Origin of the sequence: Peribacillus sedimenti, from assembly GCF_046237635.1 — a bacterium.
In the GTDB taxonomy this organism is placed as follows: Bacteria; Bacillota; Bacilli; order Bacillales; family DSM-1321; genus Peribacillus; species Peribacillus sedimenti.
The window spans coordinates 4645185-4666267 of the sequence record NZ_CP143547.1 but is presented as its reverse complement, the minus strand read 5'-3'; the positions used below and the strand labels follow the sequence as shown (position 1 = coordinate 4666267).

General features: G+C 42.5%; 14 protein-coding genes, 1 pseudogene and 2 riboswitches. Of the genes and pseudogenes, 11 read left to right on the top strand and 4 right to left on the bottom strand.

Features of this window, described 5'->3' with window-relative positions:
• Positions 1 to 71 precede the first annotated feature (71 nt).
• From V1500_RS22925 to V1500_RS22905, 5 genes and pseudogenes are all read left to right on the top strand, one after another.
• Positions 72 to 3395: a CDP-glycerol glycerophosphotransferase family protein gene (locus V1500_RS22925; RefSeq protein ID WP_409302922.1), complete on the top strand. Its 3324-nt coding sequence runs from the start codon at positions 72 to 74 to the stop codon at positions 3393 to 3395.
• A 377-nt stretch (positions 3396 to 3772) separates the two neighbouring features.
• Positions 3773 to 4993: pseudogene (locus tag V1500_RS22920) on the top strand (CDP-glycerol glycerophosphotransferase family protein); the annotation flags it as partial.
• 4 nt (positions 4994 to 4997) lie between these two features.
• Positions 4998 to 5807, top strand: a complete 810-nt coding sequence (locus V1500_RS22915) for an ABC transporter permease (protein WP_409302920.1) — start codon at positions 4998 to 5000, stop codon at positions 5805 to 5807.
• A 15-nt stretch (positions 5808 to 5822) separates the two neighbouring features.
• The gene (tagH, locus tag V1500_RS22910; protein ID WP_409302918.1) at positions 5823 to 6620 is read left to right on the top strand and encodes a teichoic acids export ABC transporter ATP-binding subunit TagH; all 798 of its coding nucleotides are present in this window, start codon (positions 5823 to 5825) and stop codon (positions 6618 to 6620) included.
• A 142-nt stretch (positions 6621 to 6762) separates the two neighbouring features.
• Positions 6763 to 6847, top strand: a riboswitch (cyclic di-GMP riboswitch).
• A 202-nt stretch (positions 6848 to 7049) separates the two neighbouring features.
• Entirely contained in the window at positions 7050 to 7259 is a 210-nt protein-coding gene (locus tag V1500_RS22905; RefSeq protein ID WP_409302917.1) for a hypothetical protein, read from the top strand.
• Positions 7260 to 7400: 141 nt separating this feature from the next.
• On the opposite strand, the gene V1500_RS22900 is transcribed toward V1500_RS22905, so the two are convergent.
• On the bottom strand, positions 7401 to 10067 hold the full coding sequence (locus tag V1500_RS22900; protein WP_409302915.1) for a glucosaminidase domain-containing protein: 2667 nt from the start codon (positions 10065 to 10067) through the stop codon (positions 7401 to 7403).
• Positions 10068 to 11203: 1136 nt separating this feature from the next.
• Between V1500_RS22900 and V1500_RS22895 the strand changes: the two genes are divergently transcribed.
• From V1500_RS22895 to V1500_RS22885, 3 genes are all read left to right on the top strand, one after another.
• Positions 11204 to 11932, top strand: coding sequence for a WecB/TagA/CpsF family glycosyltransferase (locus tag V1500_RS22895; RefSeq protein ID WP_409302913.1), 729 nt, complete (start codon positions 11204 to 11206; stop codon positions 11930 to 11932).
• A 354-nt stretch (positions 11933 to 12286) separates the two neighbouring features.
• Positions 12287 to 13327, top strand: a complete 1041-nt coding sequence (locus V1500_RS22890; protein ID WP_409302911.1) for an MraY family glycosyltransferase — start codon at positions 12287 to 12289, stop codon at positions 13325 to 13327.
• Between the two features lie 165 nt (positions 13328 to 13492).
• Positions 13493 to 13576: riboswitch (cyclic di-GMP riboswitch) on the top strand.
• 20 nt (positions 13577 to 13596) lie between these two features.
• Positions 13597 to 13734, top strand: a complete 138-nt coding sequence (locus V1500_RS22885) for a hypothetical protein (RefSeq protein WP_409302909.1) — start codon at positions 13597 to 13599, stop codon at positions 13732 to 13734.
• 106 nt (positions 13735 to 13840) lie between these two features.
• Here the strand turns inward: V1500_RS22885 and V1500_RS22880 are convergent, their stop codons facing one another.
• The 3 genes from V1500_RS22880 to V1500_RS22870 all read right to left on the bottom strand — a co-directional run bounded on the left by V1500_RS22880 (position 13841) and on the right by V1500_RS22870 (position 16675).
• Positions 13841 to 14872 carry an LCP family protein gene (locus V1500_RS22880; protein WP_409302907.1) on the bottom strand — a complete coding sequence of 344 codons (1032 nt, stop codon included), beginning with the start codon at positions 14870 to 14872 and terminating at the stop codon, positions 13841 to 13843.
• A 504-nt stretch (positions 14873 to 15376) separates the two neighbouring features.
• Positions 15377 to 15754: a hypothetical protein gene (locus V1500_RS22875; protein WP_409302905.1), complete on the bottom strand. Its 378-nt coding sequence runs from the start codon at positions 15752 to 15754 to the stop codon at positions 15377 to 15379.
• A 285-nt stretch (positions 15755 to 16039) separates the two neighbouring features.
• Entirely contained in the window at positions 16040 to 16675 is a 636-nt protein-coding gene (locus V1500_RS22870) for a YigZ family protein (RefSeq protein ID WP_409302903.1), read from the bottom strand.
• Positions 16676 to 17343: 668 nt separating this feature from the next.
• Here V1500_RS22870 and V1500_RS22865 point away from each other — a divergent pair.
• The 3 genes from V1500_RS22865 (at position 17344) to V1500_RS22855 (ending at position 20972) form a co-directional block, all read left to right on the top strand.
• Positions 17344 to 18486, top strand: a complete 1143-nt coding sequence (locus V1500_RS22865; protein WP_409302901.1) for a sensor histidine kinase — start codon at positions 17344 to 17346, stop codon at positions 18484 to 18486.
• Between the two features lie 55 nt (positions 18487 to 18541).
• Positions 18542 to 19225 (top strand): response regulator, encoded by a 684-nt coding sequence (locus V1500_RS22860; RefSeq protein ID WP_409302899.1) that lies wholly within the window; start codon positions 18542 to 18544, stop codon positions 19223 to 19225.
• Between the two features lie 235 nt (positions 19226 to 19460).
• The gene (locus V1500_RS22855; RefSeq protein WP_409302897.1) at positions 19461 to 20972 is read left to right on the top strand and encodes a LysM peptidoglycan-binding domain-containing protein; all 1512 of its coding nucleotides are present in this window, start codon (positions 19461 to 19463) and stop codon (positions 20970 to 20972) included.
• Positions 20973 to 21083 lie beyond the last annotated feature (111 nt).

Sequence of the window (21083 nt, the reverse complement as noted above, 5' to 3'; positions counted from 1 at the left end):
GAAAACGTTTATCATTTTAATGGTTAAATAATATGGTGATAAGTATATAAAATTCATTTGGGTGGTTACTCATGGCGATAAATTTACTTCGAAGATTGAGACGAAAATTAAATAAAGGTAGCGCTAAGAAACTCCGTCATCAACTAGCTGTAAGCCAGGAACGGGGGATGCTGAAAATCAGCGGCGAATTTGCCGATGAAAGTTATTGGGCGAAAGAGGTCTGGCTTAAAGCGCGGGGAGAAGAAGACTTAAGACGAGTGGCGGAAGAAAAGCCAAGTTCGGTGTTCAGTTTTCATGTAAGCCTGGATGAGGGTCTGTCCATGATTATGACTGACGAACCCAGTGTGTATGACTTTTACTTGAAGATAAGAAGACCGATTGAGGCAATAGATTTAGAAAATTTTGATGGGGCAAAGGCTGAATTCGTTGAAGAAGGCGGAAACCGCTTTGCAGAGTATTTCATCAAGCTTGGCCGTTTTCAGTATATGGATATTGAGGATGTTTACCCATATGAATCCGGTGAGAGAAGGGCTGCTGTTTATATTACCAAGAAGGGGAACATAGCCCTTCTGGTCAACCAAACACCGGCTGCTTCCGTGAAAAACCAAATCGATAAACTATATTATAGAGATGGCAAGATGGTCATCGAAGGTCAGCTGTTTACGAAAAGCTCTAAAATTGTATCAGGTCAGCTCTTCGTAAAGGGCAGAAACCGTAAAAGGACTTTCACCGATCCCATATCCTTCATTCATAATCGGGAAGTCAGCCGGATGAAGTTTGGCTTCAATCGTTATAGCTATAAGGCAGAAATCGGCTTGGACAAGCTCCATTCCGGCCATAATGATGATGATATCATGGATTTCTTTATCGACCTGCAGCTCCACGACCAGCAAGAACCGAAATTGGTCCGCATAGGGCGACCAACAGGACGGGTAAAACTTTTCTTGAAAGATACTACATTTGTTGCCGGAGATAAGATGTCCATCCTGAATCCTTACTTTACCTTTAAAGGCTTCAATTTATCTGTTGAGGTATATGGTTTTCCTACAGAAACCTACGAATACATGCAGAAAAGGCTTCGCTTTTCATTCTTCCACAGACTGATGAATAAGGGGAAAAATGTGTGGCTTGTAGGGGAGAGGAGCTATAAGGCTCAGGATACCGGCTATCATTTCTTTAAATATATGAGAGAAAAATTCCCCGAAAAGGAAGTGTACTACGTCATTGAAAAGGAGTCGCCGGAAGCAAGGAATGTCGAACCTCTTGGGAATGTCCTGTATTTCAAATCCAAAGAGCATGTCTGGAACACCCTGATTTCGACCAGGGTCATCTCGTCCCACCATCCTGATTATCTGTATCCTATGCGCACAAAGTATTTCAAGAGGAAAGTAAAGGCCATAAAAATTTTCCTTCAGCATGGCGTCATGGGAACAAAGAACATGATTGCCAATTATGGAAAAAAAGCTTCAGGATTCGATACCGACCTTTTTCTTGTCAGCTCGGATTTTGAGAGAAATATGATTGTAACGGACTTTGGTTATGATGAGGAGCAGGTGTTCGTGACTGGATTGTCGCGGTTTGATTCCTTATTCAAGAAGGATACTGAAACAAAGCGCCAGCTATTGATCATTCCGACGTGGAGGGACTGGATCACAACGGATGAAGTGTTCCTGGAGAGTGAATATTTTGACCGGTACAAAACCCTGGTGAACCATCCGGCACTCCATAAGATGGCAGCTGACTATGGCTTTGAGATCATATTCTGCCTTCACCCAAATATGCAGAAATTCACTTCCTATTTCAAGGACTCACCGGTCCGTGTAATCAGCCAGGGTGAAGTGAACGTCCAGCAGCTCATCAAGGAGAGTGCGATGATGCTGACGGATTATTCAAGTGTGGCCTTTGATTTCAGCTTCCTGCATAAGCCGGTTGTGTACTATCAATTTGACCGTGGCCGCTTTATCGGAAAACGCCCATCCCATTTGAACCTGGACAGGGACCTTCCGGGACGGATTGCTTATGAACTGGAAAGTGTGCTGTCCTTGACCGAGCATTACAGTAAAAACGGTTTTGTGATGGAGGACGAGTTTGCAAGAAGAGCGAACAAGTTCGTAAAGCATCGGGACGAAGGAGCAAATGACCGGATCTACCGGGTAATCAAAGAAGCTAATCTTGATAAGAGCCTTGCTAAAAAAATTGGCGAAAACAGCTATTATCAGGCATTTTTCCGCCGTTTCCGCCGTTCCAAATACTACTTCCCAATCATGAAGATCGCCTATAAGATCATGATGCGGACAGTAAAGGTGGACAAGGAGTTGATCCTTTTTGAAAGCGGCGTTGGAAAGCAATATGCTGACAGTCCACGTGTCATCTTTGAAGAAATCGTGAACAGGAATGTGGACATCAAGAAGGTTTGGGTCTATAACGATCCTCTGCCTGTAAAGGACAGCCGGACCAAGCAAATACAAAGATTGAGCCCGCAATATTACTACTATTTAGCCAAGGCGGGCTACTGGGTGAACAACCAGAACTTCCCTACCTATCTGGATAAAAGGAAAGAGACAACCTACATCCAGACCTGGCATGGAACCCCTCTGAAGAAAATGCTCTTTGATATTGAAAATATCCAGGGCAGGGATGAGGGATATCTGGAACGTGTCCACCAAGCTACAAAAACCTGGGATTACCTGATATCGCCGAGCCCATATGCAACAAATGCATTTCGGAGTGCTTTCCGCTATGACGGTGAAATTCTCGAAGTGGGTTATCCGCGAAACGACCTCTTTTTCAAGGAGGAAGCAAAGGAGATTGCCGAGACGGTCCAGGCGCGTCTTGGAATACCAGCTGGTAAAAAAGTAATTCTATATGCACCTACCTTCCGGGATAACCAGACTTCGAAAAACAATAAATTTGTGTTCGAGCTGAACTTTGACCTGGAGAAGATGAAGGAGGCATTGGGAGATGAGTACATCTTGCTCCTAAGGATGCACGTGGTGGTAAGCAATAAGCTGCGCATTCCGGAAGAATACAGGGATTTTGTCATGAATGTTTCCAGCTATCCGGATATTCAGGAGCTTTATCTGATCAGTGACATTCTTATGACGGACTACTCTTCGGTCATGTTTGACTTTGCGAACACGAACCGCCCGATTCTGTACTTCACCTATGATTTGGAGGATTACCGCGATAATATCCGGGGCTTCTATTTCGACTTTGAAAGGGAAGCACCGGGTCCTTTCTTGATGGATACCGATGATATCATAAACGCTGTCCAGAATATTAATGGAGTACAAAAGCTATATGCACAGAAATACGCGGACTTTAGACAGAAATTCAATGGACTTGAAGATGGAAGAGCCGCCGAGCGAGTCATAGAGCACGTCTTAAAAAAGTAAATGATGAAGGATCTTTGATATATATCAGAGGTCCTTTATTTGCAATATCGCTGTGTTTTGATGAAAATTGCGAAAAAGAGCCTCGTCCCCAGGAGTGTTTGCTGTAATAAACGGGTAGATAGTCTTGGAAGCAGGCAGATGAACAGCGGAGAGGTCCGCCTAACCTGATTGGATGTGGGGACTTTGACGGAAAAGACCTCAGTCTAGCCCGTAAGAATCAAAACAGCCTAGCAGCTCAGTTCATATATTTCCAAATCCGCTTGCGATTGTTTTATGTTACTATAAACGATATATGCGTTCTATTCGACAAACAGATTTAATTCAAGCAGGGCTGAAATCAGAAACTCAACTGAGGGAATTAGCATGAAGCTCTTTTAAAGGATGAGAAATTAATGAAGTATCTTTCAAAGATAAAAAGAATTGGTAAAGGACTCTTTACCAGGATATATCAAAAGGCATTCAGCATTATGGCAAAGCTGCCACAGGACAGAGAATTGATCATATTCGAGAGTTTCCTTGGCAAGCAGTACAGCTGCAATCCGCGGGCCATCTATGAATATTTAAAGGAGCATCATCCAAATTACAAGATGTACTGGAGTGTTGATAAAAGGCATACGGCCATCTTCGAAAAGGAGGGTATTCCCTTCCTTAAGCGGTTCTCCATCCCCTGGTTGTTAAAGATGACTAGGGCAGGGTACTGGGTGACGAACAGCCGGATGCCTCTCTGGATCCCAAAACCGAAGGCTACAGTCTATTTACAGACCTGGCATGGAACTCCCCTCAAGAAGCTTGCGGCTGACATGAAGGAAGTCCATATGCCCGGGACGACAACGGAGAAATATAAGCGGAACTTCCATTCGGAGTCGAGCAAGTGGGATTATCTGATTTCTCCTAATGCGTATTCAACCGAAATATTCACAAGGGCATTTGCGGTAGAACCGGAGCGGATCATCGAAACGGGTTACCCAAGAAATGATTTTCTTTACAATGGAAATAATAGTGGTACAATACATTCGGTGAAGGATAAATTGGAAATTCCTCTGGGGAAAAAGGTGATATTATATGCACCGACTTGGAGGGATGACGAGTTCCATGGTGTGGGCAGATACAAGTTCAACCTAAAGCTCGAGCTGGCAGAAATGCGGGATAAGCTGGGCGATGATTATGTCATTCTTTTAAGGCTCCACTATCTTATTTCGGAAAATCTTGATTTGTCCGTTTATGAAGGATTCGCCTATAATGTTTCCAATTACGCTGATATCAGCCATCTGTATCTTATTTCAGACTTCCTGATCACCGATTATTCATCCGTGTTTTTCGATTATGCCAACTTAAAACGGCCGATGCTGTTTTTCGTCTATGATATTGATAGGTACCGTGATAAACTAAGAGGTTTTTATTTTGATTTCGAACATGTTGCACCTGGACCTCTTGTGAAGACAACAGACGCTGTAATAGCTGAGATTAAAAGGTTTGAGGAGCAGGGTATGGCTGTGCACCCGGCCTTTGAGGAATTTCATCAGAAGTTTTGCGGCCTGGAGGATGGGAATGCCTCCCGTCGCGTAGTAGAAAAAGTGTTTTCAGGAAGGTCTGTGTAATAGTATGAAGTCTGCTTTAACCGTGATAAAAGAACATATAAAAAATTTTTATCTGATCAGGCGTCTCTCGGCTTACGAGATGAAGGCCACCAACAGTAGCAATTATTTAGGCATACTGTGGGAAATCATCAACCCGATGATTCAAATTTCAATCTATTGGCTTGTTTTTGGCTTTCTTATGTTTAACGAAGGAAGGGAAGTGCAGGGCCTTCCATTCTTCCCCTGGCTGCTTGCCGGTATTGTGGTCTGGTTCTTTGTGAACCCGGCAACTACCCAGGCATCCAAATCGATTTATTCGAGGCTTGGCATGGTGTCAAAGATGAGCTTTCCGATGAGCGTCATCCCGACATATGTCATCTTCGCTCGTTTGTACCAGCATTTGATGCTACTGGGAATCGCCATTGTCATTTTGGCCTTCATTGGCTACCTGCCTAGTATGTATATCATCCAGCTGCCATATTTTATCATTGCAGCTGTGGTTCTGCTAATATCTTTTTCACTCATCGTGTCAACCCTCGCAACCATTGTAAGGGATGTGCAGATGCTGGTTACGTCATTTGTAAGGATCCTGTTTTACCTGACTCCAATCCTCTGGTTTCATGAGGACCTGCCACAGTGGATCATGACGATTATGAAGGCCAACCCTTTATTCTATATAGTCCAGGGCTATCGAGCATCGCTAGTGAACGGGTCATGGTATATCATCGAAAATTGGGAGTACACTTTATATTTCTGGGGAGCAGTGATTGTCCTTTTCTTAATCGGCTCTTCCCTACATGTGAAATTCAGGGACCGATTTGCAGATTTCATGTAAATGGAAGTGAATATTTTGGAAAAATCAGTCGTCGTAAAAAACGTTACGAAGCGATATAAACTATATAATAAAACATCTGAGAAATTATTGGACCTCATCCTGCCGAAAAACTACGGAGAGGATTTCTATGCCATTAGAAATGTCAGCTTTGAAGCAGAAAAGGGCGATGTCATCGGCTTTGTTGGTGTCAATGGCTCAGGGAAGTCAACCCTCTCCAACATCATCGCCGGAATTGTCCCTCCGACAGACGGCAATGTGCAGATCGATGGCAAGACTGCCCTGATTGCTGTGGCAGCCGGGCTGAATAACCAGCTTACAGGACGCGAAAACATCGAGCTCAAAATGCTGATGATGGGCTTCGACAAGAATCAGATCAAGGAACTGGAGCCGGAGATCATTGAGTTTTCCGAGCTTGGAAAGTTCATTGACCAGCCTGTCAAATCCTATTCCAGCGGGATGAAATCAAGGCTGGGTTTCTCCATCTCAGTGCATATCGACCCGGACGTTCTGATTATTGATGAAGCGCTGTCCGTTGGCGACAAGGCCTTTGCGGAAAAATGCCTTGATAAAATGAATGAGTTCAAAGCACGTGGAAAGACTATGTTCTTCGTCAGCCATTCCCTTGGCCAAATGAAGCAATTTTGTCAAAAGGCCCTGTGGATCGAGCATGGCGAGGTAAAGGCATATGGCCCCATTGAAGAGGTCATGCCGAAATATGAGAAGTTCTTGAAGGAATACAAGGCGATGTCCAAAGCCGAACAGAAGAAATTTCGCGAGGATGCAACAAAAAGGCGGAGCATGGCAAAGGCATAAACATAGAGAACAAGAGCCCCGGGTGTTATAACCAGGGTTTTTTTCTGTTGTCATTTGGTCCTTTTTTACTATTTTTAGACTGGTTTACCAGAATGTTGTCGAAAGCTGTTGAAAAATTCATACTAAAGTTTTATGATTAAAGCAATTGAAAAGGCAAACCTATTGAAAAATAGGGACGCAAAGCCACGAGTCTAAGGTCTGAGTACTACGATAGTCGGGTTGCCACACAGTACGGAATCGCACCTGGGAAGCATATTTTCATTTGCTCTTTCAGTCCGCCTGCCTTTTTTGGTGGACTTTTCCTTTTGGCGTTTGGTATGGGGAAAATTGGGTAAATGGGTAGACATATGGCGAAAAGTAGGTTGGTTCTTGCCTCTAATCGGTGTTCGGATGACTCAAAAATCATAAAGAAAGGTGGGCCTACAGGAATTGACTGTATTATTTGGAAGTGTGGAATATTTTGAGAGAGAAATTTTAAGCTACCTTGAGAAAAATGGCGAAGAAATAAAGGAAGCGAGCATATCTGAAGCATATTCAACCCTGGAGCACGAGCTGATGTATGACTTTGTATGCGATGAATTCCTTAGGAAAGCATGCCTGCAAAACCTTTCATATGCTTGTGAGAAAATAGCTTCATGATGGAAGAACCCTGTTATCGGAAAACAGGGTTTTTGCTTTTTATAAGGATGAAGCTAATATAGGAAAACATCCTCTTTGTTAGACAACTACTATCTTTGCTTGAAAAAAGCGTGCCCGATGTTTAAGGCACGCTTCGTTATATTAAAGGTAATACGTCGGTAAATCGAACACAAGTGTATAACGCGATAATTGATTATACATGCTGACGATTCGATCGGTCTGTTTTACAGCCCAGCCTACATCCGAAGCATATTGGTGGTTGGCATATCCGTATCGCTCCATGCCATCGGGATTCCATCGCATCTTGTACAATGTGTTTTGACCCTTGCTGATATAGTTGTCGGCCACGAATTTTGCTCCGCCTTCAATCGCTTTTTCAACAGAGGTCCAGCCCTGCTCATAAGCAAATTGGGATCCTCCGCCCAGTGGGTCCGAATCGATTGCACCGATGCCGTAAACGTTATAGACGGTTACGCCATTAACCGCAACTCCATTGGCTAGACGGCTTAATCCGTTTCCAGTCTCGAGAAGAGAGTGACTCACCAAGTAAATTTCATTGACTCCATACTCTTTCGCTGCAGTGATATAAGAGGATCCCTTGCCCTCTAGTACACCTTTTCCTGCGAGAATCTTATTGTTCAGCTCATCCTGGTCTGTGCCTGCATAGGAGGATAGGACAAGGAACTGATAGTAGGCTGTCGATGTCTGTGCAAAATTGGCAGGATTCAGGTAATGTTCCACCTCTGACCTTGGTGCTGTACTCCATGATCCTGAGGAGTCAGTCTGCGGGTTGACCTTCATTTGCATATCTGCTGCCTCTTCAAGTGACAGGCCGTAATCAGTTGATTCCCTGACGAAGTTTATGTCATCTTCCAGCACTTTTATATCACCTGCCTTGATATATCCCCTGGTCGCCTTGCCATTTATATAAATATTCGTTTCATACCAGTCTGACGTTAGCGGCCAAAACTTTAGGATGACGCCTTTTTTATAGTTTCTTAGAATGTTGGAATTTCCTGTTGCCTTACTGTAGATGGAAACAGGCTCCTTCATCGTGAGCCCTTCCAGATTCTGAACCGGTGAAATTGTGTTTTCGACATCGCTTTTCCTGATATAGCAGGTAGTCGCTTTGCCATTGATATACACGGTAGACTGATACCAGCCGGAGGTAAAAGTCTTATAGGATAAAACCGAACCCTGCGCATAAGATTTCAAATCAGTGGAGGAAGCAGACGCACGGGAATACACATACGTTTTGGCATAGCGGGTAACACCTCGTAAGGACTGCTGCTCTGATACAGCATTTTCCACATCACTTTTTCTGAGGTAGCAGGTGGTCGCCTTGCCGTTGATATAGACGGTGGATTGATACCATCCTGAAGTAAAAGTCTTATATGACAAAATGCTACCCTGGACATAGGACTTTAATGCCCTGGATGAGGTGGAAGCTCTGGAATATACATTCAGTTTGCTGTATTTAACGATTCCTTTCACCCATTTCTGAGGAGAAACCGTATTTTCCACACCGCTTTTTTTTATGTAGACGACTGTCGCCTTACCCTTTATATATACGCTTGATTGATACCACGTGGATGAAAAAGTCTTGTATTTTAATAGAGTACCCTGCGGATAGGTTTTTAACACCTTACCGGCAGTGGAAGCCCTGTTATAAACATTCATTGTCGTATTTAAGGAGATTCCGTTTAACCACTGTTGGGGTGTGATCGTGTTTTCGACATCACTCTTCCTTATATAGCATATGGCAGCGACTCCATTGATATAGACGGTAGATTGATACCAGCCAGAAATGAAAGTTTTATATTTCACTACTGTACCCTGTAGATAGCTCTTTAAAGGTTTGGAGGTAATAGAAGCCTTTGAATACACATTCATGATGGCGGGCAGTGTAACACCCGTCATCCATACCTGGGGAGCGACTGTGTTTTCAACATCTGTTTTCTTTATAAATCCTGCTGTTGCTTTGCCGTTGATATAAACTGTACACCTATACCAGCTGGTGGTGAAGGACTGATATTTCAGCAGCGTGCCTTGCGCATAACTTTTTAGGACTCTTGATTCCTCATTCGTCTGTGCATAAATATTTGTCGGGCCTTTCAGGGCAATCCCTGTCATAAGCTCGGTTTCTGCACCTTCTTCAGCAGCAGCTTCGACTTCTGTGCCGGTGGACTGTGTGGATGTAATGCCGGAAGCTTGAATGTCGGCTGATTCTGTTTCTGTGCTATTTGCATCCTCTGTGCTCGCTGCAGTTCCAGTATGATCAGTACCTGCACTGTTTAATGTTTGATCACTGCTGCCTGTCTCTGCAGTACTGCTAATGGAAGCTCTTGAAGCTTTAGGGATAGCAGCAGAACTTTCTGAAGTTTCAGTAGAATTGTCAGCGGGTTCAGCATTTTGCTGAGGTGTAGATCCTTCAGAGACCGCAGTGTCCGAATCTGCTGTCGGAAGCTCGGAATCCGTATTTGCTGTGTCTTCCGCATTCACGATAAACTTGTTCTCTACATAGCCAGTATGCTCTACTGGTTCTGATAACTCCAGGTAGCTTACATATGTAAATGAAGCACCTTTTTCTAATACTGTAATTTCTGACCCGCTAGGAATCGAAGCCACAAGCTCGCTGTCTGTTTTCTCATCTTTCCATAGCGACATGGCTTCCTCTGTTTCAGAAGTGACAATGGTATTTTCAGCAGTACTTCCATTTACAGCAGCAGAGCTATAAATAGGCAGAGCTGAAAAAACTAAAGAAAAACTGAGTAATAGTGAACTGAATTTTTTTGTGACCTTTCTCATGGTTCCTCCTGTCTGGTTATTTGGAAAAAAGTAAAAGAATGTGGAAATAGTAGTTTAATTGTCTACTATTATCCAATGGAGATATAGTAACATAATATTTTATTCGTCTTATTTGTCGAAGAAGGTTTATTTACCTCTATATATGGGTATAGCAACCGTTTCGGGCATTATATTACAGTTAGTTAACAATTGTGTAACAGATGAGATAATTTACATAAGCCATCGGTCCTTAAAGTCAGGTATGTTTGTTGGAAGTGCTGTTATTATGAGGAAGATTTCCTTATGAAATGGTGTGTAGTTCCCATATTTTTTAACTTTTTTGAGATGGCAGGGCAAACTGCTATATGATTCTAGGATTTTCTTAGAATTTAGTTGTCGTAGACCAGAACAGCAAATTATATATTGATGTCTTAAACTGTCGTTTGGGAAACAGTAGATAATGATTTGATACATACTGTTCTATTGGATCGTTCTTTTGTAGTCCATTGGATTTGTTATTTCGTTCTTGGCGGGGTACTTTCTTATTTTTGGGAGGATGTATTGGCTGCTGCAAAAAAATACCGCCGTGAATTCCTTCTATTATTCACGGCGATCCTGCTTGGAATTACTTATGAATTTTATGAAAAATGGAATCTTAACGTCTACCAGACCTGCAAATCTATTTTATATTCCTGCCTTTGTACTTTTTTTGTTATCCCTGTATCCAAAAATTTCACATACGTTTTTCGCCGGGAAGATTCTTACCTCCATTGGGAAATACTCTATGGGAATCTATGTCATTCATCCGACGCCGTTGTATTTTTGAGGGTATGGCTACCAACCGGATGGTGGACGCCGTCAGGACTGCTGTTTGTATTCGCAGCCACAGTGAGTAGCAGCGTTTTACTGCAAGGGTGATTGCATACTTGCCAAATTCCCAATTCATTATTCCTGTGCCGACTGTAAAGCTGAAAAAGCCAGAAAGGACAACACGGAAGTACAGGCAGCATAAAGAAAGGCTGCGAATTTTTCGTCGCTTTTTGTTATTTTTTCTTTCTTTTCATAATGCGTTCATTAATAATTAATACTAATTGCGGAAAACCGCTTGATTGAAAACAGATGGAATTTTGTTGAGGTTTAAAAGGAAGGCTGAGAATATGCAAAAAAAAGTAAAGGTTTTAAATATCCCTTTTATAAATACGACTAGGAAAGATCTGATTCAGAATATCATCAAACCTGCGCTGGAAAACCGCCAGAAGCGCTTCATCGTAACTGCCAATCCGGAAATTGTGGAATATGCAAACAACCATCCGGAGTATAAAGATATCCTTGACCAGGCTGATGTGATTGCGCCTGATGGAATAGGCATCATCATTGCTTCAAAGATGATAAAACAGCCGTTGCAGGAACGCGTTGCAGGATTTGATATCATGCACGACATGTTTGAGATCGCCAACGAAAAGGGACTTAAGGTTTATATGCTTGGTGCGGAAAAGTCCGTCATTGAGAAAGCTGCAGAAAATGTGAAGCGGCAGTATCCGAGCCTCCGGCTGGTCGGTTATCATCACGGTTTTATCGATATTAATGAAAGAGAAATTGCGGAAAGGATCGCGCAGCTGAAGCCTGACATTATACTGACGGCATTAGGCTTCCCGCGCCAGGAGCAATGGATACATAAATACATTTCCATATTCCCAAAGGGGCTGTTCATGGGTGTTGGAGGAAGCTTTGATATTCTTGCAGGAAAGCTGAACAGGGCACCTGTGATCTGGCAGAAGCTGAACCTGGAATGGCTGTACAGACTGATCAAGCAGCCTTCCAGATGGAGGAGGATGCTGGTGCTTCCGCTATTTATCCTCCATGTGGCCAAGGGCAGGAAACAGTAAAAATATAGCGGAATTCATGAAACCTTCGGCATCAGTACTGCGTCTAATGTTTAAAAGGGTATACTGTTGGTTTTATGGAACGTTGAGCTCATATAGGCACTTTTTTTGGTTATCGTAATAGAAGAAGGTGCTGAACTTTTTCATTATGGGAGTGGTAGCTTGGCTTTGTTTGTTGGAAAATAATTTACACAAAATTTACATTTTGATTCCAAAAAGTAAATTTCTATGGTGAAAATTGCCGAAAGCCTTTATAATGTTTAGTTAGGAATAGAGAAAATAGATTGGGCCCAGACCGGTTTTATCGTAACTTGCGAGGGGTATTCAATCTTTAGTATATTATTATGGGGTGGGTCTATGTATATTTTGGCCTTATTGCTATCATTTTCCTTGTCTTTGCTTATTACCCCTCTAGTCATCCGACTTGCAAATAAGGTTGGGGCCACCGACAAGCCTAATGAAAGAAAAGTTCATCAGAAGATTATGCCTCGCATGGGCGGGCTCGCAATATTCATCAGTTTTTTTATAGCAGGATTAATCCTTACTCCCAATCACACTACCATGCTGCCGATTATGGCTGGTGCGACACTGGTGATGCTTATTGGTGTGTTTGATGACATCTATGAACTGAGGGCACGAACCAAGTTTCTTGGCCAGGTAGCTGCTGCTCTCATTGTCATCATGTGGGGCGGCCTGCAGGTTACCTTCATTAACCTTCCTTTTGGCGGGGAATTGCAGTTCGGCATGTTCAGTATACCGATCACGATTCTCTGGATCGTTGGGATAACGAATGCAATCAACCTGATTGACGGCCTCGATGGACTGGCAGCGGGAGTCTCTACTATCGCACTAGTCACCATGTCAGTCATGGCAATCATTATGGGGGATATCTTTGTTGCTACAACCGCCCTTATTCTGACTGGCGGGGCACTTGGATTCCTGAAGTTCAATTTTCACCCGGCAAAAATATTCATGGGGGATACCGGTTCCCTTTTTCTTGGTTATATCATAGCTGTGCTATCGATCCTTGGATTTAAAAATGTAACGATGATTTCTTTGATTGTACCGATTATCATTCTTGGTGTTCCGATTTCCGATACATTCTTCGCTATCATCCGCCGCCTGGTCAATAAACAGCCTCTGGCTGCTCCTGATAAGTCCCACCTCCACCATTGTCTGGTACGTGTAGGCTTTTCCCATAAACAAGCAGTATTGCTTATTTATGCACTTGCTTCCGCGTTTGGACTGGCTGCGATCATCTTCTCTTTTGCCACCATGTGGGGAGCATTGATCATAGTCGGAATTCTTCTTATCACAATCGAACTTATTGTAGAAAAGATTGGGCTGGTAGGCTCCAATTATCAACCATTGCTCAAAATATTCAGTAACAAAAAATGAGTGGACCCGGCTAACGCCGGGTTTTTTTAATACCGTACGATAAGTACTGTGAGATAGACAGATTCGTATAGAAGTGGATGGGCTTAGTACTATGAGCACACCTATGAAAGATGTGGAAAATAAGTAAAATGAACCTTATTTTGGATGATGCGTTATCGTACACTTCATATTGAAAGGCAAAATTATTGAAAAATAATGACGCAAAGCTAGAGGGGCTACTGTTACAGACAATGCCAGCCAGCTGCCATCAAACATGAGGAGTGTATTTGATGTATAAAAACCGATGGAATACAGCCGAAGAAATTTATGGAAAGAAATTAAGAAAAAAGAAAATCATTATAAGCACATACATTGCAATCACAATTGCTATAGTAGCAGTAGTGACGGTTTTGCTTAATCGTGTGTAATTTACAGAATCAGAATCGAGGGTGTCTTATACAGCCAAAATGTAATATAAAAATGTAAATAAGCAAAAAGGACGCCTGTATGGCGTCCTTTCGTTGGAATACTATATCAAAATTCAGAAGAATCTGAGCTGCTATCAGTTTGAGTGTTCTCTGACATCGAATCTGGTGAAGATATATTCAGGTGAGATTTCAATGCTGCCTGTGCTTCCGCTACCGATGCATCATCCAATTGGTAGTAGTAAACACCGTTAATATAACTGTCAGATCCATTTAATTTTACAGATTCAATGTCGAGGCCAGATGAATTGGTCACGTATTGAATGAAGGCCTTCATTTCACTGAACTGGAGGTTGGTTGTCATATTGTCGCCAACTGCCTCGATTACGTCTGTATACTTAGTAATGGCGCCAGCGCTTGCGGCTTTTTTCATGATTGCCTTCAGGATTTCCTGCTGGCGCTGTCCGCGGTAAATGTCACTGTCCTGTTTTCTTGTACGGGCAAGTGCAAGGGCCTCTTCTCCGTTGAGAGTCTGTAGACCCGGCATCAAGTGAACGGCTCTCTTTCTATCTTTTGAATCGATTTCGTTGATTTCGTAAGGTACGTCCACTTCAATTCCCTCGAGTGCATCAACAACATCAATGAATGCATTGAAGTTCATGCGGACATAATAATCAACAGGTACATCAAGAAGCTCCTCAACGGTTTCCACTGTAGCTTTGGGACCGCCAATTGCGTGAGCTGCGTTGATTTTTGTCCTAGAGCCTTTTTCGGGAATATACACATACGAGTCACGCGGGATACTGACCAGCTTGATATTCTTCTGTTTCTTATTAAAGGTCGCCAGCATTAAAGCGTCCGAGCGTGAATGTCCCTGCTGGTTCCGGGTTTTACTGTCATCGACACCAATAAACAGCAGCGACACATTATCTGCCATAGGGTCTACTTTTTCATCCCTCTTGGAGGACATTCCTATAGATTCAAACGAATCTCCCAACATCGATTGGGCTTTTGTAATCAAATAGCCGCCATAGACAGAAGCCCCTAAAGCGAGCAATAGAATCGGAAGCATAAGGAGCAATATTCTTCTTTTTCGTTTCTTTTTCTTCTTTATCTTATATATGCGTCTTGTTGTAGGCATATGGTTTCTCCTTTTTTGCAATATATCAAACGATGAATCCATTAATCTCAAAAAACTGCAAAAATCGACTAAACTTTATTTTACAATGGATTATACCTTTCGTAAAATAAAATTTATCTAGGAGAGTAGCGAATTTTTGGAAATCTTTCTAATACAGTAAGCAATAGAATCCGTTGCACATAAACCTCATTCTGTTAACTGTTGTGGAACATAGATATCTTTGACTCTTTGAGACTCTTGCGCATTGGAAACTATTAGGTTTTATCATTCTATTGCTTTTGATTTTGATTGTTCGCACGACTTGATCAAGCATATTCTCAAATTCCCTGCCGACAACGCAAAAAAGCACCCCGAAGAGTGCTTTGTGAACTACATTTCTGGCAATGTAAGTTTGTTTTAAGATTATTTGGCTCACAGACAAGAAGAAAACACGGGTTTTGCCATTTCAGTAAGGTGATTATCCTTCTTGGTTAAACCCAAAATATCTCAAATACTGTTTTTGTCTTATTTGACTGCTTTAAAAGTTGTTTTATTTAACGACATGGTAACTCCATAAGTATAAGTAACCTTTAATCGCATACCTTTGTGATATGCCTTTTCGACTTCCTTTTTACCAACGGAACTAGCTGAAAGGGCAACGCCGACACTGGCTGCCTGTCCTTTAGCAATCAGTCCTAGAAAAATACTTGCCCAACCTCCAACTTTTTCAGCTTTTTTCATGCTTTTATAAACACTTTTGGCCTGAGATTTGGAAAGATAGTAGGAATAAGATTTTCCAGCAACTGAGGCAGCCTCAGTTTCGTGAACTCCAATATTAGTAATTGCAGGTACTCCAGTAGATATGGCTAACGCCAGGCACGAACCTATAATAAATTTTTTCATTATTCTGTACACTCCTAACATCAGTTTTAGGAGGTTAATATACCATTATTTGTAAATGTGGTAAATAGTTATATTGTTTTCATATAAACCTGCTGGAAGACAGTAAAAAAAGCCTATCTTTCAAAGATAGACCGGTTATGATACTTAATGCGCAAATGAAGGGACGCGCAGCAGTCCAGTCTTTGTATTCCTTATAAATATGACCAAACAGGTTATATTCGAAAGTCAGGTACCTGATATTGCTGAGGACTATTATGACTTTGAGGAGAAGGAATTCGAGATTTGCTATAGTTTCTTTTCAAGATAAAGCATTTCTCCCTCTGTAATGATCGCCTGGCCGTTTGTTAGCTCAATCATCCAATCCGTGAAATTCTGTTTTTGGCCTTCCTCGACATACGTATCTATAATTACATTATCGAGATAGTGGATTTCTTTTATTTCATAGACGGAGGAGCGGAGTTCGTTTTCAAGCTTGCCGAGCCAGGTGTAATCTACTTTTGTCTGCATGATGCGCATCAGTTTGCGCTCAATGATGCCCAAATGATTGATTCCTTCGGACGTAGCTCCGCTATAGGCGCGGATGAGTCCGCCAGCACCAAGTTTAATGCCACCGAAATATCGGGTGACAACTACAGCCGTATCCTTTAATCCTTTTTTCTTGATAACCTCCAGAATCGGTACGCCTGCTGTCCCGCTCGGTTCCCCATCATCATTCGCTTTTTGGATTTGATCCCTGTCCCCGATCATATATGCAGAGCAGTTATGGGTTGCATCCCAGTGCTTCTTCTTGATGGACTGGATAAATTCCTGGGCCTCAGCCTCAGTTTCTACTCTCTTTATATGTGCAATGAACCGGGACTTCTGGATCGCGATTTCATGTTCTCCCGCTTCTGTACTGACTGTTAAATAACGTGGAAGCATGATAAACCTCCTGATAAAAATAATTATAGTTTGTAAAGAAAATGACATTTTAATTTGTATATTTAATTATAGGCTTTGCGACATAGTGTGGCAAATTCCTTGAGTCAAGTATAATAATAAAGGATATAAGTGGCAGAAATGGCTTGAAAAATCGTAAACAAACAGTAAGGTTATGTAAAGGAATCTTAATATAAAGCACCAAACATCATGCTATAATAAATACAGCATATAGTACTATTTTAAGATAGTAACATATGCTTAAAAGAATATTATTCGTGAAAAAGAATGATTTTTTTATCAGATGCTGATGATTTCTGTCTCTTAATATAGAGGTGACAACCGGTTCACTGGCTGGGTGATGCTCAATAAGTTTGCATCCGCCCGGGAATATGCTTTAGGATAATAGTAGAATGTCAACACATTTCATGAAAAACCTGCAGGCAATGTTTTCCCTTTTTATAGTCGTTTGGTTGATGATACGATATAACTGAGTTAAGCTTTTTGTCACATTATGTACATAAGAGGTCAGTGGTCAGTTTCTTTCGACTTTACATTTTGAGTGGCCCTTTCTATGAGAAGCCACGGCATGGAATTTTTATCATAACCAACAAATCTATGAAACATACAAAACGATCAGGACTCTGTTGGGCCAAAGCGGAGGAAGATGTATGGCCATTAATAAGGTAGACAGCCAGGCACTTGACTCAATACTCGAGACGATGGTTCACACTGTTGGGGAGAGCAAGTCGGAAATTTTCGAGATTGAGGAACAATGCCGGAAGGACTTTGAAAGTTTCACTGAAGAACTCACAGAAATCCGGGGAAAAGTATCTTTCATCATCAATGAAGGAGACGCATTGGAAACAAAGGCGCGCCTTGCACGGAAGAGGCTGTCCGAGGTAAGCATGAATTTCAAGCAGTTCTCTGAGGAGCAGGTTCGGGATGCTTACGAGAGGGCGCACAAGCTGCAGATTGACCTGCAGATGAATCGCCAGCTGGAAAAGCAGCTTCGGGACAGGCGTGACGATCTGGAGAGAAGGCTTAAGACCCTCAAACAGACAATCGACCGGGCTGAGCATCTTGCCACCCAGATTTCAGTGGTTCTAAATTATCTTACAAGCGATTTAAGACAGGTTGGGGAAGCGTTGGAGGATGCCCAGCGCAGGCAGGAATTCGGGCTGAAGGTTATCCAGGCGCAGGAAGAGGAAAGGAAAAAGCTTTCCCGTGAAATTCATGATGGACCGGCGCAAATGCTGGCCAATGTCATGATGCGCTCAGATCTCATTGAAAGGGTGTATCGTGAGCGTGGAGCCCAGGAGGCACTTGGGGAAATACGCAATCTTAAGCTCATGGTACGCAATGCCTTATATGAGGTCAGGAGGATTATATACGATCTCCGGCCGATGGCTCTGGATGACCTGGGGCTGATTCCTACACTGAAAAAGTACCTTCTTACTACGGAAGAGTATAACGATGGGATCCAGCTGACCTTTGCCAATCTTGGGGAAGAGAAACGGCTTCCTTCCGAAATGGAGGTTGCGCTGTTCCGGCTGATCCAGGAAGCTGTCCAGAATGGATTAAAACATGCAAGTCCTAAGCTGATACAGGTTAAATTATCAATGACTGAGGACTTTGTTACCGTTGTGGTAAAAGACGACGGAAAAGGGTTTGATTCTACCCAGAAGAAGGAAGGTTCTTTCGGCCTGATGGGCATGAAGGAAAGAGTCGAACTGCTGGATGGGGAAATCACAATCGAATCCAATCCGGGCGCAGGAACTATGGTTTATATCCAGGTTCCATTTAAACAATGATGAAAAAATAAATTTATATAAAATAATTCGAGTACTGGACGAGGGGGCGAAGTCGTTGAAAACAAGTATTATTATTATCGACGACCATCAATTATTCCGTGAGGGAGTAAAGCGGATTTTGGATTTTGAATCATCTTTTGACGTTGTGGCAGAAGGTGACGATGGAAGCGAGGCAATGGCCCTCGTTGAACAATATAATCCGGATGTAGTAATTATGGATATTAACATGCCAAACATCAATGGCGTAGAAGCAACCAAAATGCTGATTGACCGATACCCGGAGACAAAAGTCATCATTCTTTCCATCCATGATGACGAAAATTATGTACAGCATGCATTGAAAACAGGTGCATCAGGCTACCTGCTGAAGGAAATGGATGCCGACGCATTGATCGAAGCGGTAAAGGTAGTAGCTGATGGCGGATCCTACCTTCACCCGAAGGTCACTCACAACCTGGTGAGGGAGTATCGCAGACTGGCGTCTGAGGAAGGCAATGAAGGCGAGCATGGCCATGCTATTGAAATCAGAAGGCCGCTTCACCTGTTGACTCGCCGCGAATGTGAAGTCCTTCAGCTCCTTGCTGACGGAAAGAGCAACCGTGGAATTGGTGAAACACTGTACATCAGTGAAAAAACCGTCAAAAATCACGTAAGCAACATCCTTCAAAAAATGAATGTAAACGACCGTACCCAGGCTGTTGTCCTGGCAATCAAGAATGGCTGGGTTGAAGTTAAATAAGATTTGTTAGGAATCAGATGCCGTTTGGTGTCTGGTTTCTTTTTTTGCCGTAGTTTTATCTGAACTAAGATATGAAGCATCGAATGTTGTCGTGTTCAATTCAGGAAACCAGTCAAACCATCTGCCTATTCTTCTGTTGGTAACTTCCCCACAAACTGCCGGTATCTTTTAGGCTCACAGAATATTAAACTAGTTAAGTTATCGAAGTTACCATCTAGAGGAGACGTTGGTTTCAATGTTTAAATTCTTGCAACTTATCATCATTTTATTTGTTACCATAAGTATTGCACCTATTAAAGGAGAAGCAGCCAGCCAGCTTGCAATAGGGGCTGTTAAGGCGAATGGCATTAAGGCTTATAGCCAGCCTAAACAAGGATCGGCTGTAGTTGCGGTACTACAAAAAGGGGAAGAATACCCGGTGCTTACAACATTAGCAGGAGATTCAGCTGATGTAGTCGTTCATATTGTTACTGCAGGGGAGAGTTTATCTGTTATTTCCAAGCGATATAATGTACCCGTAAATGAGCTGCAGAAGGCTAATTCTCTTACATCCACAAAAATCTTAGTAGGCCAAAAGCTAAAAATACCGCAAGTATACAAAATTCATAGCGTAGTACAAGAGGATACATTATCAGCCCTTGCTAAGAAATATGGCGTGTCGCAGTCCGACATAACTAAGTTGAACCGTTTGAGCTCTTCTATAATTCAAATTGGACGGAAATTGAATATCCCGGATTACTATATTCAGGTACAATTGCTGGGTGGCAAAAACGGCTGGGTCAAAAAATCGCAGCTGTCGCAAAAAACACAGAGTCGTATCGTGATGGGCTGGAAATTTAAAGGTACGGCCGCGAGTTATTCTGCCCAATTGAACCATGAAAACCTGAATGTTGTATCTCCGCGCTGGTATACTTTGGCGGATTCAGGGAATTTCGTTGCGATTTCTGCTGATACAAAATATCTGGAGACGGCGCATAACAATGGCAAGCAGGTGTGGCCGCTGATTGGGAATCTCTTTGATCCTCAATTGACTGATAAGGTGTTGCGTAATGCTGCAAGCCGTCAGAAGCTGGTTTCTGCCTTGAGGGATTCATTGGCCGCTACAAACAGTGACGGGATTAATGTAGATTTTGAAAACATTGATCCGAAGAACAAGCAGGATTATGTCAATTTTATTACCGAACTTAAGAATGCAATCCAGCCGTATGGAATGAAGGTAGCAGTGGATGTCACCAGGGAGAATGGGGATCCGTTCTGGTCAGGAAGCCTTGACCGAAAGAAGCTCGGGAACATCGCAGACTATATTATTATGATGGGGTATGACGAGCATTGGGGCAATAGCCCGGTCGCAGGTTCAGTGGCCTCCATGCCGTGGGTGAAGGAAGGTTTGGAACTTCTTATGAAAGATGTTCCTTCCCATAAAATCGTTCTGGCTGTACCCTTTTATACAAGAGAATGGGTGACGGACCTCGACACGAAGGAAGTAAAGAGCATAGATCGGACCATGCCTGAGGTGGAGAAAATCATTTCTGCCAAAAACCTTAAAAAGATTTGGAAACCGGAAACCGGACAGTATTATGTAGAATACACGGTAAATAAAGAAAAACATCAAATATGGATAGAGGATCAAAAATCGATTACGCTCCGTATGAACCAGGTGAAACAGTATCACCTGGGCGGTGCGGCAGCCTGGTATATCGGGTCCGAGACACCTGATATTTGGGATGTCTATCATTTTAATGAATAAGATTTCATAAATAACTAATCTTTTCCCTGAGTCTGTTTGTAGGCTCAGGATTTTTTATTTTAAAAGTGCATTACTCAAGTTATCCCTAAAGATATGGCTGTTGATTTCCGT

Bases quoted from the DNA above. Each gene is read 5' to 3' on its own strand.
- V1500_RS22925 (WP_409302922.1), top strand. From the start codon at position 72: ATGGCGATAAATTTACTTCGAAGATTGAGACGAAAATTAAATAAAGGT.
- V1500_RS22915 (WP_409302920.1), top strand. From the start codon at position 4,998: ATGAAGTCTGCTTTAACCGTGATAAAAGAACATATAAAAAATTTTTAT.
- V1500_RS22900 (WP_409302915.1), bottom strand. From the start codon at position 10,067: ATGAGAAAGGTCACAAAAAAATTCAGTTCACTATTACTCAGTTTTTCT.
- V1500_RS22895 (WP_409302913.1), top strand. From the start codon at position 11,204: ATGCAAAAAAAAGTAAAGGTTTTAAATATCCCTTTTATAAATACGACT.
- V1500_RS22890 (WP_409302911.1), top strand. From the start codon at position 12,287: ATGTATATTTTGGCCTTATTGCTATCATTTTCCTTGTCTTTGCTTATT.
- V1500_RS22885 (WP_409302909.1), top strand. From the start codon at position 13,597: ATGTATAAAAACCGATGGAATACAGCCGAAGAAATTTATGGAAAGAAA.
- V1500_RS22880 (WP_409302907.1), bottom strand. From the start codon at position 14,872: ATGCCTACAACAAGACGCATATATAAGATAAAGAAGAAAAAGAAACGA.
- V1500_RS22875 (WP_409302905.1), bottom strand. From the start codon at position 15,754: ATGAAAAAATTTATTATAGGTTCGTGCCTGGCGTTAGCCATATCTACT.
- V1500_RS22870 (WP_409302903.1), bottom strand. From the start codon at position 16,675: ATGCTTCCACGTTATTTAACAGTCAGTACAGAAGCGGGAGAACATGAA.
- V1500_RS22865 (WP_409302901.1), top strand. From the start codon at position 17,344: ATGGCCATTAATAAGGTAGACAGCCAGGCACTTGACTCAATACTCGAG.
- V1500_RS22855 (WP_409302897.1), top strand. From the start codon at position 19,461: ATGTTTAAATTCTTGCAACTTATCATCATTTTATTTGTTACCATAAGT.